This is a genomic window from Hominenteromicrobium sp. (genome assembly GCF_046974225.1).
In the GTDB taxonomy this organism is placed as follows: Bacteria; Bacillota; Clostridia; order Oscillospirales; family Acutalibacteraceae; genus Hominenteromicrobium; species Hominenteromicrobium mulieris.
On the sequence record NZ_JBKWAE010000013.1, the window covers coordinates 25,563 to 51,580 of the forward strand.

Annotated in this window: 24 protein-coding genes and 2 pseudogenes; 9 read left to right on the forward strand and 17 right to left on the reverse strand. The window is 54.4% G+C overall.

Annotated features, from left to right (window positions below; all coding sequences use genetic code 11):
* The first annotated feature begins 4 nt into the window (after nucleotides 1-4).
* The gene (locus tag ACLTX1_RS09920; RefSeq protein ID WP_308448082.1) at nucleotides 5-490 is read left to right on the forward strand and encodes an ATP-binding protein; all 486 of its coding nucleotides are present in this window, start codon (nucleotides 5-7) and stop codon (nucleotides 488-490) included.
* 67 nt (nucleotides 491-557) lie between these two features.
* On the opposite strand, the gene ACLTX1_RS09925 is transcribed toward ACLTX1_RS09920, so the two are convergent.
* The 4 genes from ACLTX1_RS09925 to lysS all read right to left on the reverse strand — a co-directional run bounded on the left by ACLTX1_RS09925 (nucleotide 558) and on the right by lysS (nucleotide 6,064).
* Nucleotides 558-2,960 carry a homocysteine S-methyltransferase family protein gene (locus ACLTX1_RS09925; RefSeq protein ID WP_412330873.1) on the reverse strand — a complete coding sequence of 801 codons (2,403 nt, stop codon included), beginning with the start codon at nucleotides 2,958-2,960 and terminating at the stop codon, nucleotides 558-560.
* A 24-nt stretch (nucleotides 2,961-2,984) separates the two neighbouring features.
* Complete coding sequence (locus tag ACLTX1_RS09930; protein ID WP_412330874.1) at nucleotides 2,985-3,623, reverse strand: vitamin B12 dependent-methionine synthase activation domain-containing protein; 639 nt, start codon at nucleotides 3,621-3,623, stop codon at nucleotides 2,985-2,987.
* Nucleotides 3,610-4,485, reverse strand: a complete 876-nt coding sequence (locus ACLTX1_RS09935; protein ID WP_395590029.1) for a methylenetetrahydrofolate reductase — start codon at nucleotides 4,483-4,485, stop codon at nucleotides 3,610-3,612. Before ACLTX1_RS09935 ends, ACLTX1_RS09930 begins: the two co-directional genes overlap by 14 nt.
* Before the next feature lie 112 nt (nucleotides 4,486-4,597).
* Nucleotides 4,598-6,064, reverse strand: coding sequence for a lysine--tRNA ligase (gene lysS / locus ACLTX1_RS09940; RefSeq protein ID WP_308448078.1), 1,467 nt, complete (start codon nucleotides 6,062-6,064; stop codon nucleotides 4,598-4,600).
* A 150-nt stretch (nucleotides 6,065-6,214) separates the two neighbouring features.
* On the opposite strand from lysS, the gene ACLTX1_RS09945 reads away from it, so the two are divergent.
* The 4 genes from ACLTX1_RS09945 to tsaD all read left to right on the forward strand — a co-directional run bounded on the left by ACLTX1_RS09945 (nucleotide 6,215) and on the right by tsaD (nucleotide 9,752).
* Nucleotides 6,215-6,502 carry an imidazolonepropionase gene (locus ACLTX1_RS09945; RefSeq protein WP_395507467.1) on the forward strand — a complete coding sequence of 96 codons (288 nt, stop codon included), beginning with the start codon at nucleotides 6,215-6,217 and terminating at the stop codon, nucleotides 6,500-6,502.
* Nucleotides 6,499-7,350: an IS3 family transposase gene (locus ACLTX1_RS09950; protein ID WP_395507468.1), complete on the forward strand. Its 852-nt coding sequence runs from the start codon at nucleotides 6,499-6,501 to the stop codon at nucleotides 7,348-7,350. Before ACLTX1_RS09945 ends, ACLTX1_RS09950 begins: the two co-directional genes overlap by 4 nt.
* Before the next feature lie 520 nt (nucleotides 7,351-7,870).
* Nucleotides 7,871-8,689 carry a PIG-L deacetylase family protein gene (locus ACLTX1_RS09955; protein ID WP_412330875.1) on the forward strand — a complete coding sequence of 273 codons (819 nt, stop codon included), beginning with the start codon at nucleotides 7,871-7,873 and terminating at the stop codon, nucleotides 8,687-8,689.
* 52 nt (nucleotides 8,690-8,741) lie between these two features.
* Nucleotides 8,742-9,752, forward strand: coding sequence for a tRNA (adenosine(37)-N6)-threonylcarbamoyltransferase complex transferase subunit TsaD (gene tsaD, locus ACLTX1_RS09960; protein ID WP_308449723.1), 1,011 nt, complete (start codon nucleotides 8,742-8,744; stop codon nucleotides 9,750-9,752).
* A gap of 85 nt (nucleotides 9,753-9,837) precedes the next feature.
* Here the strand turns inward: tsaD and ACLTX1_RS09965 are convergent, their stop codons facing one another.
* From ACLTX1_RS09965 to ACLTX1_RS09985, 5 genes and pseudogenes are all read right to left on the reverse strand, one after another.
* Nucleotides 9,838-10,578 carry an AAC(3) family N-acetyltransferase gene (locus ACLTX1_RS09965; protein ID WP_412330876.1) on the reverse strand — a complete coding sequence of 247 codons (741 nt, stop codon included), beginning with the start codon at nucleotides 10,576-10,578 and terminating at the stop codon, nucleotides 9,838-9,840.
* A 53-nt stretch (nucleotides 10,579-10,631) separates the two neighbouring features.
* Nucleotides 10,632-11,714: a tRNA 2-thiouridine(34) synthase MnmA gene (gene mnmA, locus ACLTX1_RS09970; RefSeq protein ID WP_316687202.1), complete on the reverse strand. Its 1,083-nt coding sequence runs from the start codon at nucleotides 11,712-11,714 to the stop codon at nucleotides 10,632-10,634.
* A 21-nt stretch (nucleotides 11,715-11,735) separates the two neighbouring features.
* Nucleotides 11,736-12,782: a [FeFe] hydrogenase H-cluster radical SAM maturase HydE gene (hydE, locus tag ACLTX1_RS09975; RefSeq protein ID WP_412330877.1), complete on the reverse strand. Its 1,047-nt coding sequence runs from the start codon at nucleotides 12,780-12,782 to the stop codon at nucleotides 11,736-11,738.
* Nucleotides 12,783-12,812: 30 nt separating this feature from the next.
* Nucleotides 12,813-13,110: pseudogene (locus ACLTX1_RS09980) on the reverse strand (hypothetical protein).
* Nucleotides 13,111-13,195: 85 nt separating this feature from the next.
* On the reverse strand, nucleotides 13,196-13,564 hold the full coding sequence (locus ACLTX1_RS09985) for a DUF2752 domain-containing protein (RefSeq protein WP_412330878.1): 369 nt from the start codon (nucleotides 13,562-13,564) through the stop codon (nucleotides 13,196-13,198).
* A 220-nt stretch (nucleotides 13,565-13,784) separates the two neighbouring features.
* Between ACLTX1_RS09985 and ACLTX1_RS09990 the strand changes: the two genes are divergently transcribed.
* Complete coding sequence (locus tag ACLTX1_RS09990; RefSeq protein ID WP_308449717.1) at nucleotides 13,785-14,915, forward strand: aldo/keto reductase; 1,131 nt, start codon at nucleotides 13,785-13,787, stop codon at nucleotides 14,913-14,915.
* A gap of 62 nt (nucleotides 14,916-14,977) precedes the next feature.
* Here ACLTX1_RS09990 and ACLTX1_RS09995 read toward each other — a convergent pair whose 3' ends face one another.
* Both ACLTX1_RS09995 and ACLTX1_RS10000 read right to left on the reverse strand, forming a co-directional pair.
* Nucleotides 14,978-16,006, reverse strand: a complete 1,029-nt coding sequence (locus tag ACLTX1_RS09995) for a zinc-dependent alcohol dehydrogenase (protein ID WP_308449716.1) — start codon at nucleotides 16,004-16,006, stop codon at nucleotides 14,978-14,980.
* 15 nt (nucleotides 16,007-16,021) lie between these two features.
* Nucleotides 16,022-16,690, reverse strand: a complete 669-nt coding sequence (locus ACLTX1_RS10000; protein ID WP_308449715.1) for a hypothetical protein — start codon at nucleotides 16,688-16,690, stop codon at nucleotides 16,022-16,024.
* A gap of 450 nt (nucleotides 16,691-17,140) precedes the next feature.
* Here ACLTX1_RS10000 and ACLTX1_RS10005 point away from each other — a divergent pair, with 450 nt between their 5' ends.
* Together ACLTX1_RS10005 and ACLTX1_RS10010 are read left to right on the forward strand one after the other, a co-directional pair.
* Nucleotides 17,141-17,581, forward strand: coding sequence for a helix-turn-helix domain-containing protein (locus tag ACLTX1_RS10005; protein WP_308449714.1), 441 nt, complete (start codon nucleotides 17,141-17,143; stop codon nucleotides 17,579-17,581).
* Nucleotides 17,582-17,629: 48 nt separating this feature from the next.
* Nucleotides 17,630-17,845, forward strand: coding sequence for a PF20097 family protein (locus ACLTX1_RS10010; protein WP_308449713.1), 216 nt, complete (start codon nucleotides 17,630-17,632; stop codon nucleotides 17,843-17,845).
* Between the two features lie 122 nt (nucleotides 17,846-17,967).
* On the opposite strand, the pseudogene ACLTX1_RS10015 reads toward ACLTX1_RS10010, so the two are convergent.
* The 5 genes and pseudogenes from ACLTX1_RS10015 to ACLTX1_RS10035 all read right to left on the reverse strand — a co-directional run.
* Nucleotides 17,968-18,114: pseudogene (locus ACLTX1_RS10015) on the reverse strand (metal-sensing transcriptional repressor); the annotation flags it as partial.
* 10 nt (nucleotides 18,115-18,124) lie between these two features.
* Complete coding sequence (locus ACLTX1_RS10020; RefSeq protein ID WP_308449712.1) at nucleotides 18,125-19,096, reverse strand: carbohydrate kinase; 972 nt, start codon at nucleotides 19,094-19,096, stop codon at nucleotides 18,125-18,127.
* 17 nt (nucleotides 19,097-19,113) lie between these two features.
* The gene (locus ACLTX1_RS10025; RefSeq protein ID WP_308449711.1) at nucleotides 19,114-20,427 is read right to left on the reverse strand and encodes a glycoside hydrolase family 125 protein; all 1,314 of its coding nucleotides are present in this window, start codon (nucleotides 20,425-20,427) and stop codon (nucleotides 19,114-19,116) included.
* Nucleotides 20,428-20,723: 296 nt separating this feature from the next.
* Nucleotides 20,724-21,530 (reverse strand): alpha/beta hydrolase, encoded by an 807-nt coding sequence (locus tag ACLTX1_RS10030; RefSeq protein ID WP_308449710.1) that lies wholly within the window; start codon nucleotides 21,528-21,530, stop codon nucleotides 20,724-20,726.
* Nucleotides 21,531-21,712: 182 nt separating this feature from the next.
* Nucleotides 21,713-22,321, reverse strand: coding sequence for an RICIN domain-containing protein (locus tag ACLTX1_RS10035; protein WP_308449709.1), 609 nt, complete (start codon nucleotides 22,319-22,321; stop codon nucleotides 21,713-21,715).
* 404 nt (nucleotides 22,322-22,725) lie between these two features.
* Between ACLTX1_RS10035 and ACLTX1_RS10040 the strand changes: the two genes are divergently transcribed.
* Nucleotides 22,726-25,188 (forward strand): HAD-IC family P-type ATPase, encoded by a 2,463-nt coding sequence (locus ACLTX1_RS10040; protein ID WP_412330879.1) that lies wholly within the window; start codon nucleotides 22,726-22,728, stop codon nucleotides 25,186-25,188.
* A gap of 78 nt (nucleotides 25,189-25,266) precedes the next feature.
* On the opposite strand, the gene pyrE is transcribed toward ACLTX1_RS10040, so the two are convergent.
* Entirely contained in the window at nucleotides 25,267-25,926 is a 660-nt protein-coding gene (gene pyrE / locus ACLTX1_RS10045; protein WP_373367785.1) for an orotate phosphoribosyltransferase, read from the reverse strand.
* Between the last annotated feature and the right edge of the window lie 92 nt (nucleotides 25,927-26,018).

A 26,018-nucleotide genomic window follows, 5' to 3' on the forward strand; every position in this document is an offset into this window, starting at 1 on the left:
AAGCATGGCAAAAGTATTTTTGATCTGCGGCAAAATCTGCAGCGGCAAGGGCTTTTATACCCGGCAGCTCAAGGAAAAAGAACACGCTGTGGTGCTCTCCTGCGATGAGATTGAAAACGACCTCTTCCACCATGACCTCGGCGACCGCCGCGATGCGATCAGCGCGGACATCAAAGCATATCTCCACAAAAAAGCCGTGGACATCGCCCGCGCGGGCTGCAATGTCATTTTAGATTGGGGCTTCTGGAGCCGCGAAGAGTGCACAGATGTTTCTGCCTACTACAAAAATGCCGACATCGACTTCGAGTGGCACTACATCGACATTTCCGATGCAGACTGGGCAAAAAACATTGAAGCGCGCAACGCTGCCGTTGCCGCCGGTGAAACGACCGACTACGCCGTAGACGGCGGCCTGCTGCAAAAAATTCTCACGCTTTTTGAGACCCCCATACCCGATGAGATCGACGTGTGGTTTACAAACCGCAGATAATTTTGCACAGTACAAAAGGACGACAGTTAAGCGCAACTGCCGTCCTTTTTCTATGCTCTGATTGTTTTTACACTTCGCCGTTAAACAGCTTTTCCGCGTAGCGCACACTGCCCATCGCATCTTTGGAGTAGAAATCCGCGCCAATCTCCTTAGCGTACTCGGGATTCAGCACCGCGCCGCCCACCATGACCTTGCAGTCATGCGCTTTGCGCAGCTGGCGGATCGTCTCCGCCATGCTCTCCACCGTCGTCGTCATCAGGGCAGAAAGCCCCACAAGGCGCACATTTTTCTCGATAGCCGTCTGCACAATGATCTCCGGCGGCACGTCCTTACCGAGGTCGAGTACGTCAAAGCCGTAGTTTTCAAGCAGCACCTTCACAATGTTCTTGCCGATATCGTGAATGTCGCCCTTCACGGTCGCAAGGATGATGGTACCCTTCTTTTCCTCCTGAATGCCCTTTTTCGCAAGGTTCTGCTTGATGCGCTCAAACGCTTCCTTCGCTGCGTCTGCGCTCATGAGAAGCTGCGGCAGGAACACCGTATTTTTCTCAAAGCCCTGCCCCACTTCGTCGAGCGCCGGGATAAGCTCACCGTTGATGATTTCCAGCGGCGGCGTCGTTTTCAGCATCTCGTCCGTCAGCTGTCCCGCCTGCTCGCGCAGGCCTTTCACAATGGCGCGGTGCAGCGAAACGCTTTCGGCAGACCCGCCTGCGCTCTGCTGCGCGGCGCCCGTGCGCACGTCCGGCGCCGCCGTGGTGTTCGCATACGCTTCGATATACGCCTTGCAGCCCACGTCTATGCCCATCAGCGCGCAGAACGAGCGGTACGCCTTCATCAGCTCGTCGCTCAACGGATTGATGATGCCGGAGCTTAATCCGCGCTGCATCGCCATCGCAAAGAACGTCGAGGTCACCAGCTCGCGACGCGGCAGACCGAACGAAATATTGGAAACGCCGAGCACCGTGTGCACGCCGAGCTTGTGGCGGATCGTGTCAAGCGCCTCGAGCGTGATAATCGCGTTATCCGCGCCCGTACTCACCGTCATCGCAAGCGTGTCAATAATCACGTCGCTGCGGTCGATGCCGTAGCTTTCCGCCGTTTTCAAAATCTTCTCCGCAATCGCCACACGCTCCGCAGCAGAAGCCGGGATGCCCTTTTCGTCGAGCGTCAAAGCAACCACCGCAGCACCGTACTTTTTCACAAGCGGCAGTACCGTGTGCAGCGATTCCTCTTTGCCGTTCACGGAGTTCACCAGCGGCTTGCCGTTATAAATACGCAGCGCGCGCTCCATGGCCTCCACGTTCGAGGTATCGATCTGCAAAGGCGTGTTCGTCACGCTCTGCAAGTTGATGATGGCCCTTTCCATCACCGCGGGCTCGTCAAGCTCCGGCAGACCCACGTTCACGTCCAGAATGTCCGCACCGTGTTCCGTCTGCGCAATGCCTTCACGGCACAGATATTCCAAATCGCCTTCGCGCAAAGCCTGCTTTAAGCGCGGCTTGCCCGTCGGGTTGATGCGCTCGCCAATCAAAATCGGTCGCGCACCGAACGTCACCGTATGCGTGTACGAGGACACCACGGTCTTCTTTTCAATGTGACGCTCCTTCACCGGCTTGTTTTTCAGGCGTTCTGCCAGCAGTCGGATATGCTCCGGCGTCGTGCCGCAGCAGCCGCCGAGAATCGCCGCGCCTTTCTCCGCAAAGCGCTCCATGTACGCGTAAAATTCCTCCGGCCCCACGGGGTACGAGGTCTCGCCGTTCACGGAAACCGGCAGACCGGCGTTTGGGTTGATGACAATGGGCAAATTCGTCAGCGTCAGCATTTCATCGACAAAGCTTTCCATCTGCTCCGGGCCGAGGCTGCAGTTGATGCCCACCGCGTCCGCACCGAGGCTCTCCGCCAGCAGCAGCGCCGCCGGGATGTTGCTGCCCGTCAAGAGCTTTCCCGTGCTGTCAAACGTAAACGTTACAACGACTGGCAGGTCACAGTTTTCCTTTGCCGCCAGCAGCGCCGCCTTCGCTTCGTAGGCGTCGCTCATCGTCTCGATGATCACGAGGTCGGCGTTGTCCCTGCCTGCGATAATTTCCTCTTTAAAAAGCTCGTACGCGTCATCAAACGCCAAATCACCGAACGGCTTCAAAAGCTTGCCGGAGGGGCCGATGTCGAGCGCCACCGCCGCCTTGCCGCCGCTCGCCGTGTGTGCAAGCTTCAATGCCTGTGAGACGACCTCCTGCACGGTGTGGCCCGTCTTTTCCAGTTTTAAACGGTTCGCGCCGAACATGTTCGCCGTCAAAATATCGCAGCCCGCGTTCACGTAGTCGGACTGAATTTTCAAAAGCACCTCGGGGTGTGTCAGGTTCCAAAGCTCCGGCAGCTCGCCGCCCATAAGGCCGTTTGCCTGCAAAAGTGTGCCCATGCCGCCGTCCACAATGACAACAGATTTTCCGAATCGTTCTATAACAGGATGCATAAATTTTCTCCCTTTCTCTGCGCGTCAGATTTCGCGGAACTCGCAGTCGGTGTTCGCGCAGCCGCGGCACTTTACGTACGTGCACGTCGGCGCGCCCGTCACGCCGATGACCGCCGTCACGGATTTAAACGGCACCATCAGCATGGTGTCCGTCAGCGTCAGCCCAATGCGCTTTGCGCATTCCAGCCGCGCAAAGATCTCTTTTTGGTTTTCGAGCGCAAAGTCGCCGTACCCCGGCGAATAGCGCGGCTTCAAAAATAAGCCCGTTGCGGCTTCCTTTTCCGCGATCTGCGCCTGCATTTCGTCACAGTAGTCTTCAATGAGCGCATTCGCAACGGAATGCGCCACCGTGCCGCGCGCCATATTGAGCGCGGATAACCGCCGTATCATCATATCGGCCTGCAAACCCAGCGTCGCCGCAAACAAATACGCCGCCTTGCAGCCGCGTAAATGGCGTGAAAGCTTTATGCTCTCGATGCGCCAGCCGTCCAGTTCCACCGCGTTCTCAAGTGCTTTTATGTCGTATCTTTTATATACGCATTTCGGCGTGAGCGTGCGCAGCATCTCGCCACCGATCTCGCGAATCATCTCATCGGTGTCCGCGTCGGCCGGCTTCCCGCGAAAGCCAAGGTAGCGCAGCGCCTCTTTCTCATTCAGCTTCATAGCCGTCAATGATCTTTGAAAGGTTCGTCATGATGCTGCCCGCAATATCCGGGCGGTTCATCGTGTAGATATGAATATGCGTCACGTCATTCGCGATGAGGTCGATGATCTGCTCGGTCGCATACGCAATGCCCGCCTGCTTCATCGCCTCCGGGTTGTTCGCAAAACGATCGACGATCGCCTTAAAGCGCGCCGGCATAGAAGAACTCGAAAGGCTCATAATGCGCTTAATCTGCTTCGCGTTCGTCACCGGCATAATGCCCGCAATGACCGGCACGCGAATGTCGTGGCGCAGGAGCTTGAACATATAATTATAAAGAATGTTGTTGTCAAAGAACATCTGCGTCGTTAAAAACTCGCAGCCGCTTTCCACCTTGCGGCGCACGCCGTCAATGTCCGCGTCGCTGTTGTACGATTCCGGGTGTCCCTCCGGGTAACATGCGCCGCCGATGCAGAAATCCGCACCCTCGCGGCGAATGGCATTGATGAGGTCGCTCGCGTGCGGGAACGTCTGCGGCGCCGTGTCACCCTCCGGAATATCGCCGCGCAATGCCAGAATATTCTCAATGCCGCTCGCCTTAAACGCATTGATGGACGCTCTGAGGTTCTCTTCGTCCTGCCCCACACACGTCAAATGTGCCAGCGCCGTAACGCCGCTTTTCTGCACCTCTTCTGCAATGGACAGTGTGTTTTTGGAGTTGGAGCCGCCCGCGCCGTAGGTCACGCTCATAAAAGAGGGCTTATATGCCGCGATCTCATGCACCACCTGCTGTGTGTTTTCCAACGGTTTGCCCGGCTTCGGCGGGAACATCTCGCAAGAAACCGTCACCTTGTTGGTCTTCAAAATATCGGAAATTCTCATTTTTTATCACTTTCTTTATCTATTTTATATTTTCATGGATATACCGTTAAAGTATAGCATAAAAATGCAGGAAACGCAATTTGAAAATGCAGAATTTCGCTGTTTTTTCCGCTTACGGTTCCGGCCGCATCAGTGGGAACATCACCGTGTCGCGGATATTCCTCGTGCCGAGCAAAACCTGCAAAACGCGGTCAATGCCCATGCCCCAGCCGGAAATGGGCGGCATGCCGTATTCCATCGCCGTCAAATAGTCGTCATCCATCACCATAGCTTCCTCATCGCCGTCCGCGTGGCTCTGCGCCTGAATTTGCAGTCTGCGACGCTGCTCATTGGGGTCCACAAGCTCCGAGTACGCGTTGATGATCTCCGCGCCGTTGATGACAAGCTGAAAGCGGTCCGTAATCTCCGGATCATCATCATTCGCGCGCGCCAGCGGCGACAAGTCCGTCGGATGCGCAATGAGAAACGTCGGCGCGATCATCTTCGGGCGGCTCACCTTCTTGTATAATAAATCGATGAGGTTTCCGCGCCCAAGCTTCTTCGGGTCGTCGGTGGAGTTTAATTCAATGTGCCGGCTTTCAATTTCCTGCAATAAAGCCTCCGCCGTCTTAAACTCGTCAATGTCAATGCCGCAGTCCTTTAAAATGAGCTCGCGGAACGTCACCACCGCCCATTCCGCGCCGAAATCGATCTCGGTGCCGTTAATGGAGATGACCGCGCTGCCCCGAATCTTCGTGATGACCGTTTGCAGCATGTCCTGCAAAAAGCGCATGTTGTCGCGGTAGTTATAGTACGCGCAGTAGCCCTCCAGCATCGTAAAATCCTGCAAATGCGTCGTGTCCATGCCCTCATTCCGAAAGCACCGCGCAAACTCAAACACCTTCGTAAACCCACCCACAATGGCACGCTTCAAATACGTCTCCGGCGCAATGCGCAGATAAACGTCCATGTCAAGCGCATTGTGGTGCGCAACAAACGGCCGCGCCGTCGCGCCGGACGGATGATCGATGAGCACCGGCGTTTCAATTTCGATGTAGCCGTTGTCCTCCAAATACCGCCGAATCTCCCGCACAAGCTGCGACTTGAAAAGGAACCGCCTGCGCGTTTCCCCGTTCATGCACAAATCGAGGTACCGCCTGCGCCAACAAAGCTCTGTGTCCTGAATACTGTGGAACTTCTCCGGCAGCGGACGGAACGCCTTGCCTAAAAACGTGATGCACTTCGCGCGCAGCGTCTTTTCGCCCACCTTTGTCGTGAACATCTCGCCCTCCGCGCCCATAAAGTCGCCTACGTCAAAGCCCCTCTTGAAAAAGTCATACGTGTCCTCGCCCACTTCGTCGCGCATCACGGCAATTTGCAGCTTGCCCTCCATATCGGAGAGCGTCACAAACGAGAGCTTCCCCATGCGTCGAATGGCTGTCACACGCCCTGCAACGCACACGTCCTGCACCCCGTCCGGCAGCTTTGCCGCCTCGCACAGCTCATGCGTTTGCGCATAGCGCTCCGGGTACGGGTTCACGTGCTCCCGTACATAATGAAACTTTGCCTTTCTTGCTTCCAATAACGTGTTTTCGCTCATTTTCTACACCCTTTCGTGCTGTTATTTTCATCGGGCGGGAAATTTAGAGCGTAAAAAATCCCGTTCACTTTTGAACAGAACCAGTAAAACAGGACAATAGACAAAATCCCCCCTGATGTAGGATAATAAGTACATCAGGGGGGATTCATTATGAGCAAACGAAGATACACCAATATGCAGGTTCTACTACCGACCATAGAAAAGATGTTAGAATCAGGGAAGAACCACAGGGAAATCGAAGCGGAACTTGGCTTGGAGGGAGACCGTCCGGTTCACAATCTGCTGAAGCGGCAACGCAAAAAAGCCGCCAAGGGTGCGCCGAAGTTTCGTGGCAGGAAGCCTGCAAAGACGCTGCAGGAATATAAGTATGAGAATAAGCGGCTCAAGATGGAAGTGAAATTACTGCAGGATTTTCTGCAGTCCACAGAAAGGAAGTGAGGCCAAAGGCAAAGTACGCCGTCATTCACCGTCACCGGGGAGAATACCCAATATCTGTTATGTGCAAATTCTTCGGGGTATCCAGAAGTGGTTACTACTGCTTTAAAAAGCGTCTGGGAGAGACGGATCGCGATGCTGTTGTGGCAAAGGAAATCGAGGAATGTCAGCGCAGGACAGATAAGACCTATGGCTATCGACGTGTATGGAAGTGGTTAAAAGGCAGAAATATTCAAAGAGATCCGAAGACTGTGCTCAGAATCATGAAAAAATATGGATTATTGTCTGAGGTTCGCCGACGCCGCCAATGGGTAAATCTTGGTCAGCAGGTACACAAATACGAAAATCTGTTGAACAGACAGTTCCGGGCGGTCAGGCCAAACGAGAAATGGGTCACGGACATTTCTTACATCCACACAAAAGAAGGCATTTTATATCTGTCCATGATCCGAGATCTGTATGACAACAGTATTGTGGCCTACAAGACTGCAAGTCGGCAGACTGTGAATCTTGTTCTGGACACGATTCGTCTGGCAATGAAGAAAGAGAAAGTCGCTGCGGAGTTGCAGCTCCACAGCGACCAAGGCTTTCAATACACATCGCAAGCATACTTCAAGCTAACACAATCTTACGGCATAACGCCGTCCATGTCAAGGAAAGGAAATCCTTATGACAATGCCATGGCAGAAAATTTCTTCTCCATTCTGAAAACAGAGTGCATCTACCGCCACAAGCCAAAGACGTTCCAAGAAGCAAACGAACTGATCGACAGGTATATTTACTTCTATAACCACGAACGCATCCAAACAAAAACGGGAGTGGCACCGCTGTCGCTGCGCCACTCCGCTTAAAACTCAATATCCTACATGGGGGCTTTTAGTGCTGTCCGCATAATCTGGTGCGGTTCAGTTTCCAAGGACGGGATACAATAACCCGTGGTACCACCTTAGTTTGCCCGCGCCTCACGACGCACGCCTTTGCAAGTACAGACTTCGCCGCAGGAAAAGTACGGAAAACATCGATACTCCTGTGCTGTAACGGGCACGCCCGGCATAGTCTCAGCGCAAAAACGCAGTCGGTATGCAGCTCCAAGGCTTTGTTCGGTGATCCGTTCCTGCACCCCATCGCAGCTTACGGGGCTCTCTGTGCCATTCCCGGATCCCTACTGTCACTCTTCATCGCTTGTTAAAACGGAGTATAGCACACGGTTTTCAAAAAGTAAAGAGAAAATTTTCATCCCCGCGCATTTTCCTCGCTTTGCACGTTGTGCGGGCTTGTTTTCGCGCCTGCCTTGTGCTAAAATAAATGAGAAAAGTCGCGGAACAGCCGCGGCGGTTGTATTGATCTCATTTTCTCTTGGGAGGGCTTATTATGTCAGAACCTTTACGCGCCATGATGATCGGCGCACACCCGGACGATGTCGATATCTGCACCTGCGGCATCACAAAGCGCTTGGTTTCAAAGGGCTGCATTGTCCGCTTTGTCTCCATGACGACCGGCAACGCAGGCCACCAGACCATGCGCGGCGAAGAACTCATCAAAACGCGCGTGGCAGAAGCACAAAAAAGCGCTGCCTACCTCGGCGCCACCTATGAAATTCTGCCGTTCGACGACGGCCGCCTGACCCCGTCGCTCGAAGCGCGCGAAACGCTCATGCGCACCATCCGCAGTTTTAAGCCGGACGTCATCTTCACGAACCGCGCGTGCGATTATCACCCCGACCACCGCGCTACGGGCCAGCTCGTTCAGGACTGCTCGTATCTCATGGGCGTGCCCGCCATTTGCCCGGATACCCCCGTGCTGCGCAAAACGCCGACCATTCTTTACTGGGCAGACGGCTTCACCGACCCGAAACCGTTCCGCTCCGATTTCGCCCGTCCGGCGGATGACGACCGCGAAACGCTGTTTCACGTCGAGTGCTGCCACGCCTCCCAGTTCCTCGATTGGCTTCCGTGGGCAGATGACCACGTGGATCTCGCCGGTAAAACGCACGAGGAGCGCGTAGAGTACCTGCGCAGTACGTTCAACTGGGACCGCGGCGACGTGGACGAAGACGTGCTCGCGTGCCTCACCCGCCAGTACGGCGCAGAATTTGCAAAAAACGTTCGCTTTGCCGAAAGCTGGCAGGTGAGCGAATACGGCGCGCCTGTTTCCGATGCGCTCAAAGAGCTGCTCATCGGTCTCGACTGAGCCGAATATTTCCGCGGTTCACCCCGCAAATCAAAGACCAAAGGATAGAAAAATGAAAATTTTAGCCATTGAAAGCTCCTGCGATGAGACCGCCGCAGCCGTTGTAGAAAACGGCCGCCGCGTGCTTTCCAGCGTCGTCGCAACGCAGGTAGAAGAACACAAGTTATACGGCGGTGTCGTGCCGGAGATCGCCTCGCGCCGCCACAGCGAAGCTATCGTAGGCGTCGTGCGTGAAGCACTCGAGCGCGCCGAGCTCACCGTAGACGACCTCGATGCCATCGGCGTCACCTACGCGCCGGGGCTCATCGGTGCGCTGCTCGTCGGCGTAAATTTCGCGAAAGGCCTCTCTCTTTCTGCAAATTTACCGCTCATCCCGGTGCACCACCTGCGCAGCCACATCGCGTCAAACTACATCACGAACCCGGAACTCGAGCCTCCGTTCCTGTGCCTTGTCGTCTCCGGCGGCCACACGCACATCATCGAAGTGACGGACTACACAAAGCTCCGCATCCTCGGAAAAACGCGTGACGATGCCGCGGGCGAAGCGTTCGATAAGGCTGCGCGCGCCATGGGCATGCCCTATCCCGGCGGCATCGCCATGGATAAACTCGCTGAGACCGGCAACGACAAAGCGTTCAAGCTCCCGCGCCCGACCGTAGACGGCGCCCCGCTCGATTTCAGCTTCTCCGGCCTCAAGACCGCCGTCATCAACATTCTGCATAATGCCGAGCAAAAGGGCCAGACCGTCAACATCGCCGATCTTTCCGCCTCTTACCGCAAGGCCGTTGTCGATTGCCTCGTGCGCAACTTTCTGCACGCCGCAGACGAGACCGGCCATAAAAAGCTCGTCATCGCGGGTGGCGTCTCCGCAAACGCGCTCCTGCGCCGCCGCCTCACGGAAGAATGCAAGCGTACCGGCCGCACGCTCTATATGCCCGACCTCTCTCTCACCGGCGACAACGCCGCCATGGTCGGCGCACAGGCCTACTACGAATATCTCGCCGGCCATACCGCCGGCATGAAGCTGAACGCCTGCGCCCAGCGCTCCATCGACTTAGGCTGAGTTTTCAAATTTCACAACACCCAAAAACGACCCGCAAACGGAATTTTTTCTCCGTCTCGGGTCGTTTCTTTATGCCTGTTTGGTTTTACTCCCGCGACACCACAAACCAGTGCTGGTTTTCCTGCAGCTTTTCCTCTGCGCGCTTCAAAAGCGCTTTCGCGTCGATAAGGTAGCACGTCGCGTCGCCGATCTTCCCTGTGACGATCTCATTCCTCAAAGGGTCCAGAATCTCCTTCACGCGGCGGTACGTCGTCTCCCAGCCCTTAAAATCGTGGCCGTACATGTACTTTTCCTCGCCGTTCACAACGTAGCGGATCTTCTCCTTCGTCAAGACGTAGTCCGTGCCGAAACGCTCCTCCACGCCGTGCATAAACGTGCAGCAGTCAAGCACCTCGCCGATGAACAGCAGCCGTCCGCCGATCTCCGGCAGCTTCATAAACGGCGAGTTCTTCCCCACCGGGGTGATGTCCTCCCCATGCAATGCTGTCAGCTCCGCCGCACGCTTGCCGCGCGCACAAACGGAGTGCGTCGGGTGCACGCTGCGCACCACGCCCGGCATTTTCCAGAACGTGCGCGGCAAAAGCCCGATGCACGGCACGGTCTTGTCTGCCTCAAACACCGGGTGCTCCGACGTGACGTTCTCATACGTCAGCGCGGGCAGCAAAAGCGTGCCGTCGTCGCCAAGCGCCGCCTGCAACGTGTCGAGCACCGTCTCCGGCGTCTCCTTTGTCCCCAACGCCTTCATCGATGCGTGCACCAAAATCGTCTCACCCTCTTTAATCCCCAGCGCTTTCATATCCGCCAAAAGCTTCTTCGCATCATTCATTTGAGTTTTCCTCCCCATAAAACAATACCCAAGCAGCGCTTATTCAGGCTTTTTTATTTCACCGAATCAATCGTTCCGCCGCCCAAAACGCGGTCGCCGTCGTACAGCACGACGGACTGCCCGCAGGTGATGGCGCGCTGCGGCTCGTCAAAGACGACCTTCAGGCTGTCCGGTCCTGTCTGCGTCACGGTCGCCCACTGCTCGGGCTGGCGGTAGCGCACCTTCGCTTTAATGTGCATCGGCTCCTTGATTTCCGCGACGGAAATCAAATTAATGCCGCTCGCTGTGAGCTCCTTTTTGAAAAGCTCGCTTTCCGGGCTTAGTGTCACGGTGTTCTTCTCAATATCCACCGATTTCACATACAGCGGTGCCGGCAGCGCGAGCCCCAGACCCTTGCGCTGGCCGATCGTGTAGCGGATCACGCCGCGGTGCTGCCCCAGCACGTTGCCATCTGTGTCCACAAAATCCCCGGGCGGGTACGTTTTGCCCGTGTACTGCTCGATGAAATCAGCATATGAGCCGTTCTGCACAAAGCAGATGTCCTGACTGTCGTGCTTTCTCGCATTGATGAAATTGTGCGCCTCCGCAAGCGCGCGCACTTCACATTTCTCCATGCCGCCGAGCGGGAACTGCACGTGCTTTAGCTGCTCCTGCGTCAGCGACCACAGCACATAGCTCTGGTCTTTATTGTGGTCAACGGCCTTTTTCAGGAGATACCGCCCCGTATTTTCGTCAAAATCGATTTGCGCGTAATGCCCCGTGACAACATAATCATAATTCAGCTCAACCATGCGCTGAAACAGCTTATCAAACTTCAAATAGCGGTTGCAATCGATGCACGGGTTCGGCGTCACACCCGTTTCATAAGCGTGCACAAACTTGTCGATAACATCCGTTTTGAAGCGGTCGGCAAAATTAAACACATAGTACGGCATGTCAAGCGCATACGCCACACTGCGCGCGTCCTCTACATCATCAAGCGAACAGCAGGTATGCTCGCGGCGCAGACCAACGTCCTCATTCTGGTACAGCTTCATGGTCGCGCCCATGCAGGTGTAGCCCTTTTCTTTCATAAGCAGCGCCGCCACACTGGAATCCACGCCGCCGCTCATGGCTATGATCGCTTTTTTACACATAGTTTCGGTAAAACCCTTTCGTTATCGTTTCACATCGCCGCGCGCGGTGACGATCTCATAGCCCGCCGACTTCACGCGCTGCTCCAGACACCCGCGGCACTGCGCGGCCTCTTCCCCTGTACAGATCTTGTTCTCGTACAGCTCATAAAGCTTTCGCACGCGCACCGGCGAAAGGTTCGGCATCACAACGTTTCCGCCCGCCTTCAGTCCCAGCTCGCGCCCTTGCGGGTGAATGGTGCCAAGCGCCGTCGTAGACGGCAAAAGCGCATACGGAAACAACAAACGCAATATTGAGAGAAGCCGCAGTGTCAGCTCGAGCGAGCCGCTCTTTTCGTTTGCAAACGGCGTCTGCGCGTGCGTGATATACGGCCCGATGCCGATCATGTCCGGCTGCAACTTCTGCAAAAAGCGCAGGTCAGAAATAAGATTCTCCGTCGTCTGATACGGCGAACCCACCATAAAGCCGGAACCTACCTGGTACCCGATGTCCTTTAGATCAAAAAGACATGCTTGCCGGTGTAAAGCGCTCAATTCATTCGGGTGCAGCTTGCTGTAATGCTCGGGATCGGCCGTCTCGTGACGCAAAAGATAGCGGTTTGCGCCCGCATCAAAATACTTCTGGTAGCTTTCTCGGCTCTTTTCGCCGATGGAAAGCGTAATGGCGCAGTCCGGGTGCTGCGCATGGATGGCCGCGACAATCTCGCAGATGAGGTCATCTGTGTAGAACGGGTCCTCGCCGCCCTGCAAAACGAACGTGCGAAAGCCGAGGTCGTACCCCTCCGCGCAGCAGGAGAGAATCTCCTCTTTCGTCAAACGGTAACGCGTCGCGTTTCGGTTATCCCGACGGATGCCACAATAGTAACAGTTATTTTTGCAGTAATTCGTAAACTCAATGAGTCCGCGCACGTACACATCCGTGCCGTAGTGCGCGCGACGCACCTCATCCGCGGCCTTTTGCAGCGCCGCATCATAGGCGTCAGTCTCCAAAATCGTCTTAAATTCCGCATCGCTGAGGTTACGCTGCTCGCGCAGACGGTCGACCAAAGCGTTAATTTCATTTGCGGTCATGAAATTCCGCCTTTCTTTATTCGGTGTCGCTCACTCCGCCTGCAGCTTTTCCAGCGTGCGCATCGCAAGGATCGTGCCGGAAATGAGGTCGTCGAGCGTCCGGCCCAGCATATCTGCACCGCGCTGAATGACCTCACGGGAACAGCCCGCGGCAAAGTTGAGCGCCTTGTATTTTTTCTTTACGGATTTAAGCTCCAAGTCGAGCGTGCTTTTCGACGGACCAACGCATCACGCCCTCCACGGTCTCGCCGTGCTTCAAATGGAACGGCTCTTTGTTGTACTCCGTGAGCAGTGCCCACGCTTCTTCCCTTGTGATTTCCTTTGCCATTTTGCATCCCTCCGCAAAAGAAGTAAAAGCATACGGTTTTACTATGCTTTGATTTTACACACGAAGCGTCGCTTTGTCAAGGAAATTAAGCGAAGTTGCGCCATACGCCGAAAATGAGCGCCGAGAGGAACCACGCCGCCCACAGCGCAATGGAAAAGCGCTTAAAAAGCAGCGGCGGTTTGCTCTTTGCATACCGCACCGCTTCCAAAACGCCCCAAAGGAGCGCAAACGGCAAAAAGAACAGCATAAAGGGGTTCAGCGCCCACGCACCGGCAAAGTCCAATTGCAAAAGCGCTGCGATCATCCGTGTCGTTCCGCAGGAAGGACACAGCACGCCGAAAACCTTGCGGACGAGGCACGGCGGACGAAGAATATACAAAACGACAAGCACAGCCGCAGCACCGAAAACCGCTGCCAAGGCCCGCTTAATCCGTTTTTGTCTCTCCCCGCTCATATCTCGCTCTCCTTTTAAACTTAACATTTCTATTGTACTGCAAAAGCAGAATACCGTCAAGCGCTGCAAGTTTGTTTATCTTTTGCACACTTTATGTAAAAAGTGTTTGCATTTTCGAAAAAACTTCTTGCAATTTCTGTGTTTTGTGATATAATCAAACTTGTAGTAAACTTTAATGTGTTGTACGAAACGGCACAACTATTCTCGGGAGGAATTCAAAATGAACACTGGTTATCTTGGCGATACGACCCCGAAGCTCGGTTTCGGCCTCATGCGTCTGCCGATGATCGGCGACGAGATCGATATGGAGCAAGTGAAAGCCATGGTCGATACTTTCATGGCAAAAGGCTTTACGTATTTTGACACCGCATACGTATACATCAACGGTAAAAGTGAAGTCGCAGCGCGCGAAGCCATTGTGAAGCGCTACCCGCGTGACAGCTTCACGCTCGCTACAAAGCTACCCCTTTGGGACAACATAGAGACGGAAGCCGACATGCAGCGCATTTTCGATGAATCTATGGAACGCGCAGGTGTCGAGTATTTCGATTACTACCTGCTGCACTCCATGGACAAAGCGAAGTTCGAGAAAGCCGACCGCATCGGCGCGTGGGACTTCCTTTTCAAGATGAAAGCACAGGGCAAAATCAAGCACTGCGGATTCTCGTTCCACGACAGCGCGGAAGTGCTCGACGAAGCGCTCACCAAGCACCCGGAAGTCGAATTCGTCCAACTCCAGCTCAACTACATCGACTGGGAAAACGATAACGTGCAGTCCAGAAAGTGCTACGAGGTCGCCGTCAAGCACAATAAACCCATCATCGTTATGGAGCCGGTCAAGGGCGGTTCCCTCGCAAGCATGAACAACGAAATTCAGGGCATCATGAAGGCACAGAATCCTGATCTTTCCATCCCGTCTTGGGCTGTCCGTTTCTGCGCAGGTCTCGATAACATCCTCACCGTGCTCTCCGGTATGAGCACCAAAGCGCAGCTTGACGATAACGTTTCCTACATGGAGCACTTTGAGCCGCTCAGTGACAAGGAGCACGAGGTGCTGAAAACCGTCGTCGAAAAACTCAACGCCATTCCCACCATTCCATGTACCGGCTGCCGGTACTGCGTAGACGACTGTCCCATGCAGATCCACATCCCGGACATTTTCCGTGCCGTAAACCACCAGAAGCAGTTCGGCTCCGAGGATAATGTCGATCGCAGCGGCTACGAATCCGCAACACGCGAAGGCGGCAAGGCAAGCGAATGTCTCCATTGCGGTTCCTGCGAAGCGCACTGCCCGCAGCACATCCACATCATCGAAGAGCTCGAAGATGCCGCAAAGCTGTTTGAAAGCTGAGTAAAAACCACGACATAAAATCGACCGGGAAGCACAGCGCGTGTTTCCCGGTCTTTTTCCGTTTATTTTTCCTGCACGGCAATGATGACCTTCATCGTCGTCTCGCGGTTCGCGTCAATGTATTTATACGCGTCAAGGTACTGCGCAAACGGGAAAATTTTCGAGATAAGCGGCTTTAACTGCACTTTACCCGCTTCCACCAGCTCTATCGCGCCCACGTAGTCCTCGTGGCGGTACATCATCGTGCTCTTAATATCAAGCTCGTGGTCGTTCGCCACGGCCAGATCAACAGTCGCCATGTCGGCAAACACTGCCACAAGCACAATCACGCTACCCTTGCGCGCATACTGAATGGCCTGCCCCATCGTCATGTTGTTGCCCGCGCAGTCATAAATGACGTCCGCCTTGTCCGGGCCAAACGCTTCAACGAGCGCCTCGCCAAAGTTCTTCTCCTTCGTGTTCACGCAAACGTCCACGCCGCATTCCTTGGCTTTCTCCAAACGGTAGTCGCTCACGTCTGTAATCATCACCTTCGCCGCGCCAAGGCCTTTTGCCGCCTGCGCCACAAGGTTGCCGATCGGCCCCGCACCGAGCACCGCAATGTTCATGCCGGTCACGTCGCCCATCTGCCGCACGGCGTGCACCGCCACTGCAAGCGGCTCCAGCATCGCGCCCTCTTCAAAGCTCATGCTTTTAGGGATTGGTGTCACTTTCTTTGCGTCCACCGCAAAAAATTCGGAAGCCGTGCCCGTCGTCTGGAAGCCCATGACTTTCAGTTCCTCGCACAGGTTGTACTTGCCGTGCCGACACGGATAGCACTTGCCGCAGTACACCTGCGGCTCAATCGTCACTTTCTGCCCGACGGTAAGCCCTTCGACATTCGCACCGCACTTTACAATTTCACCCGAGACCTCATGTCCCTGCGTCACGGGGTATTTCGTGAAAGGATGCTTGCCGTGGTACACGTGGATGTCCGATCCGCAAACGCCGATGTCCATAATTTTCACCAGCACCTGCCCGTCCCCGATTTCCGGCACGGGAATTTCCCGGAAAATGATCTTGCCCGGCTCTGTCATAACTTGCTGAAGCATACGCTTTCCTCCCAACTACTTTAGTAATTTTCGTATCTGCACTTCCGTCGCCGGAAGCAGTTTTTTAAGGTGTGCAATCATTTTTTCTTCGGAGTCCTTCGGTTCGCTCTTATACGCAGACGTCACATAATCGTACCCGAATAAATGCTCCGGCGTCGTGTACTGCGCCACCGCCCAGCCGTAGGGCCTGCCGTTTTTATCCTTCAGGCGGATAAAATCCGAAACGCACAAATACGTCTGCATTTGCAGCCGCGTGATGCACGTTTCAAAGCCCGTGTTGCCGCCTTTGCGGTAATCGAGCTTCTTTTTGAGGAATTTTGAAAGAATTTCGCCCTCCGCATTGACTGTATTATACAGCTCCTCGTCCTTGTGGAACACCAGTCCGTCATCACAGCGCGCGTCAAAATCATAGCCGTCACGGCGGAAATTTACAAGCTCCGGCAGCCATTCCCGGCTGACAAACCCCGCTTTTTTCCGGAAAAACTTGCCGTACGCGCAGCGCTTCGTCTGCGCCGCCGGGCCTTTCCACTCCCAAGGTCCGTCGCGGTCTTCAGCGAACCAATACGCCGGCGCGCACATCTCCTCCACCGAAAAGCCCGGAATGTCATTCGGAAAAAACGGCAGAAAACCGTAGTATTCCACCGCCTGCAAAAGGTCTTCCATACTCTCCAATTTCCGTTTCATTTTCCACGCCCTCTTTTCTTTATATCGCTTCCAGTATAGCGTGTTTTCACCACAAAATCAAGATATGCTGTTTAATTTTAGGCGCATATAAACAAAAATAGTCTGCATTTTCTGCAAGCTATCGTTGTGGTTTTATTCGGAAAGGGATGCGATTAGCCGTTCCTTATATCCAAAACGAGCTTCACAATTATAACGACCATGCCCACACCGCCCATCGCAATGCCGATATCGGTCTGTTTCAGCGTCGGCGCGTCTGGATCTCTGAACGTGCATCACGGGTCTTGTACAAGCAAGGGACCGTGCTTTGGCATCAGGAAGCCAAAGCTTCAGGCACAATTTATGCCCTCAAGGCAGTTTAACTTAACATGAAATTGAGAAGTATGTATCGTTTGTTTGGTGGAAAATTTCACTGCGCAGCGATATACTGAATGCAGAAAGGAAGTGGAGCTTATGCTCGCCGATAATCTCATTTTGCTGCGCGGCCTTAAGGGGCTGACGCAGGAGCAGGCGGCGGAAATCGCCGGGGTGACGCGGCAGTCCTACTCCAAGTGGGAGCAGGGCGAAACCGTGCCGGACATTGAAAAATGCGACCACCTTGCAAGGCACTACGGCGTGACGCTGGACGCGCTTTTGCACGACCAAAACCGAGTGGGCCACACGGCTCTCGCCCCTGCCCCTGCGGGCAAGCACCTTTGGGGTGCGGTGACACTCAGCACGCGCGGGCAGATCGTTATTCCGAAGGCAGCGCGGGAAATGTTTGACTTAAAGGAAGGCGACCGGCTGATCGTGCTCGGTGACAAGGGTGAAGGCATTGCCCTTGTGAAGGCAGAAGACTTTGAGCGAAAAATGCAGAAAGCGCTCGAGATAAGCCAACACCCTGCCGAGCCGTAAGGTTTGCTTCCGCAAAATTGTTACACATTCAGAGAGGAGAAAAATTCTATGAATTGCCCGAAATGCGGAAAAGCGATGCGCGAGGGATACTTGTTTACAAGCAAGGACGGCGCGTTCAGCTTTGCGAACACCGTGCCCGGCGTATTTGAAAACGCCAAAAACGCCGACGGCTTTGTGGAGATCACGCCGTTAAAGCCAAGCCACCGCGTGCGGATACAGGCGAATATCTGCGAAGACTGCCGCACGATAGTTTTTGACTATTGAGCTTAAATAAAGAGCCCGAAAAAGGAAATTTGAAAAAGACGGAATACGAGAGAAACTAAAAACAGCGAGGTGCTGTGGGTATCCCCATGCACTTCGCTGTTTTGTTTGATTTTCAGCCGGGATCAGCCCATATTGGAGAAGCGTTCCACAGCTTTTGTGAAGTTTTCGATGGTTTTATCTGCGTCGCCGTGCTCGATGCTGTCGCGCACGCCGTGCTTGATGTGCCCCTCTAATACGGCCTTGCCGCAGCCGTGCAAAGCGGATTTTGCGGGAAATGGCTTACGGCTTTAAAAGCGGGATAGACGCTCTGCACGTTTCGATCAATTCGCGGTCGGCGAGCGCAGGAATCGCGCCTTTTTTCGTCGCGCAGACGGAGCCTGCGGCGTTTGCAAAATCGGCCGCATCGCGCAGCTCGGCTTCGTTGATCTCGGAAACGGGCTTGCCGGTCTCCATGAGCTTTGTGAGGAACGCGCCGAAGAAGCTGTCGCCGGAGCCGGTGGTATCGACGACTTTTGTATCGTAGGTGTTGAGCGTTAAGGTTGTTTTCGGGGTGCAGACGACGCAGCCCTTTGCGCCGCGCGTGATGACCGCCGCCTGCACGCCGAGCTTAAAGAACTCCCTTGCGCCCGCTTCGATCTCGGTGCAGCCGGTGAGCATTTCAAGCTCCTCATCGGACGCTTTGACGACATCGGCAAGCGGCAGCAGACTCTTCATGGCGTGGATGCCGGCTTCGGCATTTGGCCACAGCGGTGCGCGCCAGTTCGGGTCGTAGGCGGTGATAGCACCGTGCTCGCGGGCGTAGGAAACAATCTGCGGCACAGCCGTGCGGCCCGGCTCTGCAGTAAGCAGGAGCGAGCCGAAGCACAGTACCTTGGCGTTTGCGAGTGCATCCTTATTGACCTCATCGAACGTGATTTGCGTATCGGCGCCGGGGTTACGGTAAAAGCTGAAATCGCGGTCTCCGGATTCGGACAGCTGCACAAACGCGAGCGACGTTGCGGTATCGTTTGAGAAATGGAGGTTTTCGACATCGACATTTTGCTTAACGAGCGTATCACGCAGGAACGTGCCGAACATGTCCTGCCCCACCTTGCCGATGAAGCCTGCGGATACACCGAGGCGCGCCGCCTGCACGGCGACGTTTGCTGGTGCGCCACCGGGGTTCTGCTCAAAAATCGGGATGCCGGCCGGCGTTTTGCCTGTGGGGGTAAAATCGATCAGAAGTTCACCGAGTGCGTAAAAATCTGCCATGAAAAACAGCTCCTTAATTACAGAATATTTTCATCAATGCACTTTAAGACAAATTCGCTGAACAGGGAGTTTGACCATGCGAACCACGGGCGCGTGAACTTAGAGGGGTCGTCCTTATGGAAACCCTCGTGCATGAAGCCCTTGCCGTCATCGGTCGTTTTTAACATGTGGAGAAGCGCTTTGCATTCCTCCGGGTCACGGCTTGTGAGTCCCTGCATGGAAAGTGCGATATGCCAGATGTACTCCGGCGGGGTGTGCGGGCTGCCGACACCCTTGGCCGCGGTGCCCTCGTAATAATACGGGTTTTCTTTGCTCAAAACAAAGGCACGGGTGTTTTTATAAATTTCGTCGTCGGCGCTGCAGTAGCCGAGGTACGGGATGGACATGAGGCTCGGGACGTTGGCGTCATCCATGAAGACGTAGTTGCCAAGGCCGTCGGTCTCATAGGCGTACATTTTGCCGAACTTCGGGTGCTCGACGACGCCGTATTTTTCGATGCCGTCTCGGATCTCGGACGCGAGCTTTTCGGCACGGGCGGCGACTTCCTCGTCCTTATAGATCTCACGCATGATCTCCGCGGTGTAGCCGAGGGTTACGACGGCGAACATGTTGGACGGGATGAGATAGCCGTAGACGCAGGCGTCATCGCTGGGACGGAAGCCCGACCAGGTCATGCCCGTAACGGCGACCGGCGCGCCGTGGCCGTCGTGCGTAAGGGTATCGGTGGGCGGGCAGTTGATGCGGCGGAAATAGTACGGGGACTTGCTGTGATTCTGCTCGACAGTGAAAAGGTCGAGGATGCGCAGGGTGCTCTTTTTGTACTGGTCGTTAAACTGGCCTGTGCGGCCGGTCTCTTTCCAGAGAAGGTACGCGAGCTGCACCGGGTAGCAGAGCGAATCGATCTCATACTTGCGCTCCCAGACCCACGGGGTCTCGAAATCGGTATCGTCGGATTCGCCGCTGGCGGTCTGACCGAGCGTTTCCGCAGCGTATTTCGGCCAGCACATGCCGTTCGCTTCCTGATTGAACGCGTTTGCGTAGGGGTCGATATCAATGCACTTGAACTGGCGGTTCACGAGGCCCTCAATGCAATCGGCAACCTCTGCGTCGTGCTTTGCGACAGGCAGATAGTGGCGAACCTGCGCGGTGGAATCACGCAGCCACATGGCGGGGATATCGCCGGTGATGACGAAGGTATCTTTTTCGCCGATGGTTTTGACGGTGGTATCCATGGTGTTGGGGTAGCAATTTTTAAAGAGCTCCGAGAGCTTCGCGTCGTTTGCGAGCTTTTCCTCGCAGATGCGCTTGACTTCCAAATCAATGGCTTTCATGGGATGATTCCTTTCGGGTGTGAAATATAAATAGTAGTTGTCGGTAAGCGAGGGTTAAAAGTCTTTGTTCAAACTTTCTTCGAGAAAGTTTGTCCGTTTCCAAAGGTGAAACCTTTGGTCGTCGTCCGCAGACGACGAAATCTTTTTGCGTTCATAAAATCAGGACGGGAGGGCGGAACTTCCAGTGGACGTTCCGCCCGTGGGAGACCCAATTAGGGGGTCTCCCGAAAAGGCGAAGCCTTTTAGAAAAGGTCGATCAAAGACTTTATTCGTTCGCGATTACGGAAAATCGGTGATTAAAGGCTCTGCAAAAACTCCGCTGCGAGGTCGAACCACTTGCCGACGTGCGGCAGGAGCTGGGCATCGCTGTTCGAGGTGACTTCGTTGCAAAGCGACAGGCCGTGGCCGCCCTCCGGGAACATGTGGAACTCCGTTTTGATGCCGTTTTTCTGCAAGGCGCTGACGAGCATCAGGGCGTTTTCGACCGGGACGCAGTCATCCGGCTGGGTGTGCCAGACGAACGTGGGCGGGGTATCTTTCGTGACGAAGTTTTCGAGCGACTGATTCGCTTTTTCGAGCTCGTACTGCTCACCGAGAAGGTTCTTGATGGAATCGTGGTGGGCGAACGGGCCGGACGTGATGACCGGATAGGAGAGGATCTGGCCGTTCGGGCGCAGAAGCTCGGACGGGCAGTTCATAGCCTCCGCAACGAACGGGCGGTTCCAGAAATTGCCGTAGCTTGCGGCTAAATGGCCGCCGGCGGAAAAACCGATGGTGAAAACCTTTTCGGGGTCACAGCCGTACTTTACGCCTTCTTCGCGGACGTATTTCACGGCAGTGGCGACTTCCAGAAGGGCAGTCGGAAAGCGCGCCGGGGCAACGGAATAGCGCACGACAACGGCGTTCATGCCGATGGCATTGAAGCGCATGGCGATGGGCTCGGCTTCACGGTCGGACGTAAAGGCGTACGCGCCGCCCGGGCAGACGATGACGGTGGGACGCTTTTCGATGGGAACCTCTTTTGAAAGATCCAGAAAATACGTATACATGGCTGCGTAATCCGCAGAGCCCGGCACGTGCAGTTTGATTTTTTCATGTATCATAAAGACAACTCCTTTGGCCGCAAAATTGCAGGATAAACCATACTGTCTTTAGTATATCAGCTGTTGACGGGCGGTGCAAGGCGATTTTGTGAAAATTTGGGTATGATCACGCTTTTTAGAATAATGTTGGGTAAAAAAGAAAGCCGCTGCCCGGTTTGGGTGCGGCTCTCGGCTAAACGAACTTACTTCGTTTTCTTTGCGGTTTTGGTGGTTTTTGCGGCTGCCTTTGTGGTTTTGGCGGCGGGCTTGGCTTCGGCTTTAACTTCTGCCTTGACTTCCGACTTTGCTTCGGCTTTCACCTCTGCCTTAGCTTTCTCTTTTGCAGCCGGCTTTGCGGTTTTTGCGGCGCACTTTGCCGGGGCTTTCTTTTCCTTTTCGACCTCGGTGAGCACCCAGTTCTGGTTATCGCCCTTCACGAACTCCCAAAGCTGTGCCGGTGCGCCGTCTGCATCGCTGATGTCCTTGATGTCGATGACCTTGCCGGACGCGACATGCGTGATGCGGCGGCAGCCCTTGACGGTAGTGGTCAGCTTCCAGAGCTGGGAAGCGTTGCCCTGTGCCTCTGCGAGAACAAGTGCGGTGCCGTTTTCTGCCTCACCCGGAACGGTGAGCGCGAGACCGCTGACCTTATGGACGAGCTGCACGGACGTGCCTTCTGCCGGGACGGCACACCAGACCTGCGTTTCGCCGCCGTTTGCGGTCATCTGCACGGCAGAGCCGCCGCAGGAAGCGAGAACCTTACCGCTTCTATGGTTTGTGATAACGTATTTCTTTTCTGTCTTTTCTGCCATGAATGATCTCTCCTTTATGAATAAACCTATGCTTTTCGCATATCATTTTCTGATTTTCTATGTACGATAATTAAGTATAATCATAAATTCCTGCAAAGTCAAATCGGCCGCAAGGGCTTTTATCTGCGGGTTTTACAATGAGAATTTTGCTGTTTACAGCAGATTTTGACGGGTTTTTATCTCTCTATCGTGAAAAGTGTCAAAAATTCGGATAGATTTCAGGATAGACTTGAAAATTGAATTGACTTTTTCCATAAAATGTTAATTTGTTTTTTGCGGATATTCTACAAGCAAAAGGAAAGAATTCACAAAATCGTAAGAGAAATTTACGTTTTATATCCTTGCATTCGGGTGGTGTATCGTGTATTCTTATATCTAGATAAGAAAAAGGAGATCGTAACGGGATGGATAGCTTAGACCGTAGACAGGGGCTTTCTTCGGAGCAGGTAGCGCAGCGCGTGCGCGACGGGCTTTCAAACGCCGACGAGGGCATTAAGACCAAAACCGAAAAGCAGATCATTTTAGAAAACACGTTCACATTTTTTAACATTTTGAACTTTGTACTGGCGCTGTTCGTTTTGCTGGTGGGTTCGTTTAAGAACCTTTTATTTTTGGGCGTTATCTTTTCTAATATTATTATCGGTTCGTTTCAGGGCATAAGAGCGAAACGGACGATTGACAAGCTCTCCCTCATTTCCGCACCGAAGGCTTCTGTGCTGCGCGACGGAAAACTGCGGACGATACCCGTGAGCGGGATTGTGATGAACGATGTGCTGCATCTTTCGACCGGGCAGCAGATCTGCGCCGACGCCATCGTTTTGGAGGGCGAAGCGGAAGTGAATGAATCGCTCATCACGGGCGAAAGCGATCCGGTCTTGAAGCGCGCAGGTGACGGGCTGCTTTCCGGCAGCTTCATCGTTTCCGGCAGCTGTTACGCCGAAGTGGAGCACGTAGGCCGCGAAAACTACGCAAACCGCATCGCAAACGGCGCGAAGTATGTGAAGCGCACGAACTCCGAAATTCTCCATTCCCTCGATTTCATTGTAAAGACGCTCGGCTTTACGCTGGTGCCGATTGGCATTTTGCTTTTCTGCAAGCAGTTTTTTTTGCTGCATGACACGATCCGCGAAGCTGTTGTGAGCACGGTCGCCGCGATCCTCGGCATGATCCCGGAGGGGCTCATTTTGCTGACAAGCGTGGTGTTCGCCGTGAGCGTACTGCGGCTTTCACGCTACAAGACGTTGGTGCAGGACCTGTACTGCACCGAATCGTTGGCACGCGTAGATGTGCTATGCTTAGACAAAACAGGTACAATCACCGAAGGCACGATGCAGGTGGACGAGCTGCACCCGCTGACGGGCTACACCGAAGAGGACATGACGGCTCCGCTGAAGGCGCTTGTGCAGGTTTTGACGGACGACAACCCGACGTACAACGCGGTGAAAGCATACTTTCCCGGCGGATCGGAGTGGAAAGCTGCGGCGACGGTGCCGTTCTCCTCTGCGAGAAAGTGGAGCGGCGCGTATTTCGGCGAGCGCGGCACGTATGTGATGGGCGCAGGCGAATTCATTTTGGGCGAACGCTTCGGTGCGCTGCGTGAACACACGGAGGAATATGCGGCGCGCGGCGAACGCGTTTTGCTGCTGGCGCACTCTGCCAAGCCTTTCCTTGAAAACAAAGTGCTGCCGGACGACATTGAGCCGGTGGGCTTCATTTTAATCAGTGATAAGATCCGCACGGAAGCACCGCAAACGCTGCGCTATTTTGCAGAGCAGGGCGTGACGCTGAAGGTCATCTCCGGCGACAACGCCGTGACGGTCTCTAACATTGCACAGAAGGCCGGTCTGCCCCACGCGGAAAACTACTGCGATGCGACGACACTGCACACCGACGAGGAGATTGCGGGGGCAATTGAGCAATACAGTGTGTTTGGCCGCGTGACGCCGCAGCAGAAACTGAAATTTGTGCAGGCGTTAAAAGACCACGGCCACACGGTGGCGATGACGGGCGACGGTGTGAATGACGTTCTGGCGCTGAAAGAGGCCGATTGCAGCATTGCGATGGCTTCCGGCAGCGACGCGGCGCGCACGGTCTCGAACCTCGTTTTGCTCGACTCCAACTTTGCTTCCATGCCGCAGGTGGTGAAGGAAGGCAGGCGCTCCATCAACAATTTGCAACGCTCTGCATCGCTGTTTTTGCAGAAGACGATCTATTCGACGGTGCTGGGTGTGCTGTTCATTTTTCTTTCTGCTTCCTACCCGTTTGAGCCGATTCAGCTGACGTTTATCAGTTCGATTACGATCGGTATTCCGTCGTTTATACTGGCGCTGGAGCCGAACAACGAGCGTATAAGCGGCAGCTTTTTGGCGAATGTTTTGAAGAAATCGTTCCCCTCTGCCCTGACGATGATTCTTGGCGTTTTGTTTTTGACGCTGTTTAAGGGGCCGCTGAATTTGACGAACCCGCAGGTCTCGACACTTTCGGTCATTGTGGCGTTTGCCGTTGGGTTTATGCTGATGTTCAAGCTTTGCCTGCCGTTCAACGCGCTGCGCGGGGCGCTGTTCGGCACGATGGTGGCGGCGTTCTTTGTGGGATACATCGGCTGCATGGACCTGGTTTCCATGGTGCCGCTGACCGCCCCGATGCTGTTTATTTTGATCCCGCTGCTCATTGTGTCGGTCGTCTTTATGGTGCAGACAAACCATTTTATGGAGCATTTTGCAGAGCGCCACACGCGGCGTTTGCTGCAAAGCAGGTTCTTCCAGAATCACCGCAGAAAGCGGCGTGAGGCGGCGCACAAAGACCGCCACGCCGCCTCACGCCGCACAGAGCAGCCAAGCAGAGTGCGAAACGGTAAAAGAGCTTAATTTAGTCGAGATAATATGAAAATACCCCGGCAGGCGGTTTGGATGGCTTGCCGGGGTGTTCTTATGCGCTTGTTAATTTTACAGGATGCAGTATTTTGCCATGTAGTCTTCCATGGCGGGGAGGATATTGTTGTATTTTTCGGACTGCTTTAAGTACTCGTGGATGTCCTCGACGGTGACGATAGCGTGGACCTTGATGCCGAACTCCTCGTTGACCTCCATGATGGCGGTTTTGCCGGGAACCTTGCCTACCTCGCAGCGGTTGACGGAGATGAACATATCGTTGACTTTCACATTGCCGCAGCCATAGAGGATCGGCATGGTCTCGCGCACGGCGGTGCCGGCGGTGATGACGTCTTCGATGATAATAATTTTATCGCCGTCCTTCGGCTTGTAGCCGACGAGGCTGCCGCCTTCGCCGTGGTCTTTCTCTTCCTTGCGGTTGAAGAAGTAGGGCTTCGAGATGCCATACTCGTTATAGAGAGACGCGGCGGCGGCTGTGGCAAGCGGAATACCCTTGTACGCCGGGCCGAACATGGCGGAGAAATCTTCGCCGACGGTCTCCTTGATGAGCGATGCGTAGAACTTGCCGAGCTTTGCGATCTGCTCGCCGGTCTTATAGTTGCCGGTATTGACGAAGTACGGCGTATTGCGGCCGCTCTTCGTGACGAAGGAGCCGAAACGCAGCACGTCTGCGGACATCATGAACTCGATAAACGCCTTTTTGCTTTCTGTCAGCATAAAAACCATCCTTTATTTCCGTCATGGGTCGGAATTTATTTTTATCAGTATAGCATAGATTTGTGTTTTCGTCAAAATTTTTTACGCGA

What these genes read in the sequence shown, in the direction of transcription:
- ACLTX1_RS09920 (WP_308448082.1), top strand. Translation starts at nt 5, where the DNA reads ATGGCAAAAGTATTTTTGATCTGCGGCAAAATCTGCAGCGGCAAGGGC.
- ACLTX1_RS09925 (WP_412330873.1), bottom strand. Translation starts at nt 2,960, where the DNA reads ATGCATCCTGTTATAGAACGATTCGGAAAATCTGTTGTCATTGTGGAC.
- ACLTX1_RS09930 (WP_412330874.1), bottom strand. Translation starts at nt 3,623, where the DNA reads ATGAAGCTGAATGAGAAAGAGGCGCTGCGCTACCTTGGCTTTCGCGGG.
- ACLTX1_RS09935 (WP_395590029.1), bottom strand. Translation starts at nt 4,485, where the DNA reads ATGAGAATTTCCGATATTTTGAAGACCAACAAGGTGACGGTTTCTTGC.
- lysS (WP_308448078.1), bottom strand. Translation starts at nt 6,064, where the DNA reads ATGAGCGAAAACACGTTATTGGAAGCAAGAAAGGCAAAGTTTCATTAT.
- ACLTX1_RS09945 (WP_395507467.1), top strand. Translation starts at nt 6,215, where the DNA reads ATGAGCAAACGAAGATACACCAATATGCAGGTTCTACTACCGACCATA.
- ACLTX1_RS09955 (WP_412330875.1), top strand. Translation starts at nt 7,871, where the DNA reads ATGTCAGAACCTTTACGCGCCATGATGATCGGCGCACACCCGGACGAT.
- tsaD (WP_308449723.1), top strand. Translation starts at nt 8,742, where the DNA reads ATGAAAATTTTAGCCATTGAAAGCTCCTGCGATGAGACCGCCGCAGCC.
- ACLTX1_RS09965 (WP_412330876.1), bottom strand. Translation starts at nt 10,578, where the DNA reads ATGAATGATGCGAAGAAGCTTTTGGCGGATATGAAAGCGCTGGGGATT.
- mnmA (WP_316687202.1), bottom strand. Translation starts at nt 11,714, where the DNA reads ATGTGTAAAAAAGCGATCATAGCCATGAGCGGCGGCGTGGATTCCAGT.
- hydE (WP_412330877.1), bottom strand. Translation starts at nt 12,782, where the DNA reads ATGACCGCAAATGAAATTAACGCTTTGGTCGACCGTCTGCGCGAGCAG.
- ACLTX1_RS09985 (WP_412330878.1), bottom strand. Translation starts at nt 13,564, where the DNA reads ATGAGCGGGGAGAGACAAAAACGGATTAAGCGGGCCTTGGCAGCGGTT.
- ACLTX1_RS09990 (WP_308449717.1), top strand. Translation starts at nt 13,785, where the DNA reads ATGAACACTGGTTATCTTGGCGATACGACCCCGAAGCTCGGTTTCGGC.
- ACLTX1_RS09995 (WP_308449716.1), bottom strand. Translation starts at nt 16,006, where the DNA reads ATGCTTCAGCAAGTTATGACAGAGCCGGGCAAGATCATTTTCCGGGAA.
- ACLTX1_RS10000 (WP_308449715.1), bottom strand. Translation starts at nt 16,690, where the DNA reads ATGAAACGGAAATTGGAGAGTATGGAAGACCTTTTGCAGGCGGTGGAA.
- ACLTX1_RS10005 (WP_308449714.1), top strand. Translation starts at nt 17,141, where the DNA reads ATGCTCGCCGATAATCTCATTTTGCTGCGCGGCCTTAAGGGGCTGACG.
- ACLTX1_RS10010 (WP_308449713.1), top strand. Translation starts at nt 17,630, where the DNA reads ATGAATTGCCCGAAATGCGGAAAAGCGATGCGCGAGGGATACTTGTTT.
- ACLTX1_RS10020 (WP_308449712.1), bottom strand. Translation starts at nt 19,096, where the DNA reads ATGGCAGATTTTTACGCACTCGGTGAACTTCTGATCGATTTTACCCCC.
- ACLTX1_RS10025 (WP_308449711.1), bottom strand. Translation starts at nt 20,427, where the DNA reads ATGAAAGCCATTGATTTGGAAGTCAAGCGCATCTGCGAGGAAAAGCTC.
- ACLTX1_RS10030 (WP_308449710.1), bottom strand. Translation starts at nt 21,530, where the DNA reads ATGATACATGAAAAAATCAAACTGCACGTGCCGGGCTCTGCGGATTAC.
- ACLTX1_RS10035 (WP_308449709.1), bottom strand. Translation starts at nt 22,321, where the DNA reads ATGGCAGAAAAGACAGAAAAGAAATACGTTATCACAAACCATAGAAGC.
- ACLTX1_RS10040 (WP_412330879.1), top strand. Translation starts at nt 22,726, where the DNA reads ATGGATAGCTTAGACCGTAGACAGGGGCTTTCTTCGGAGCAGGTAGCG.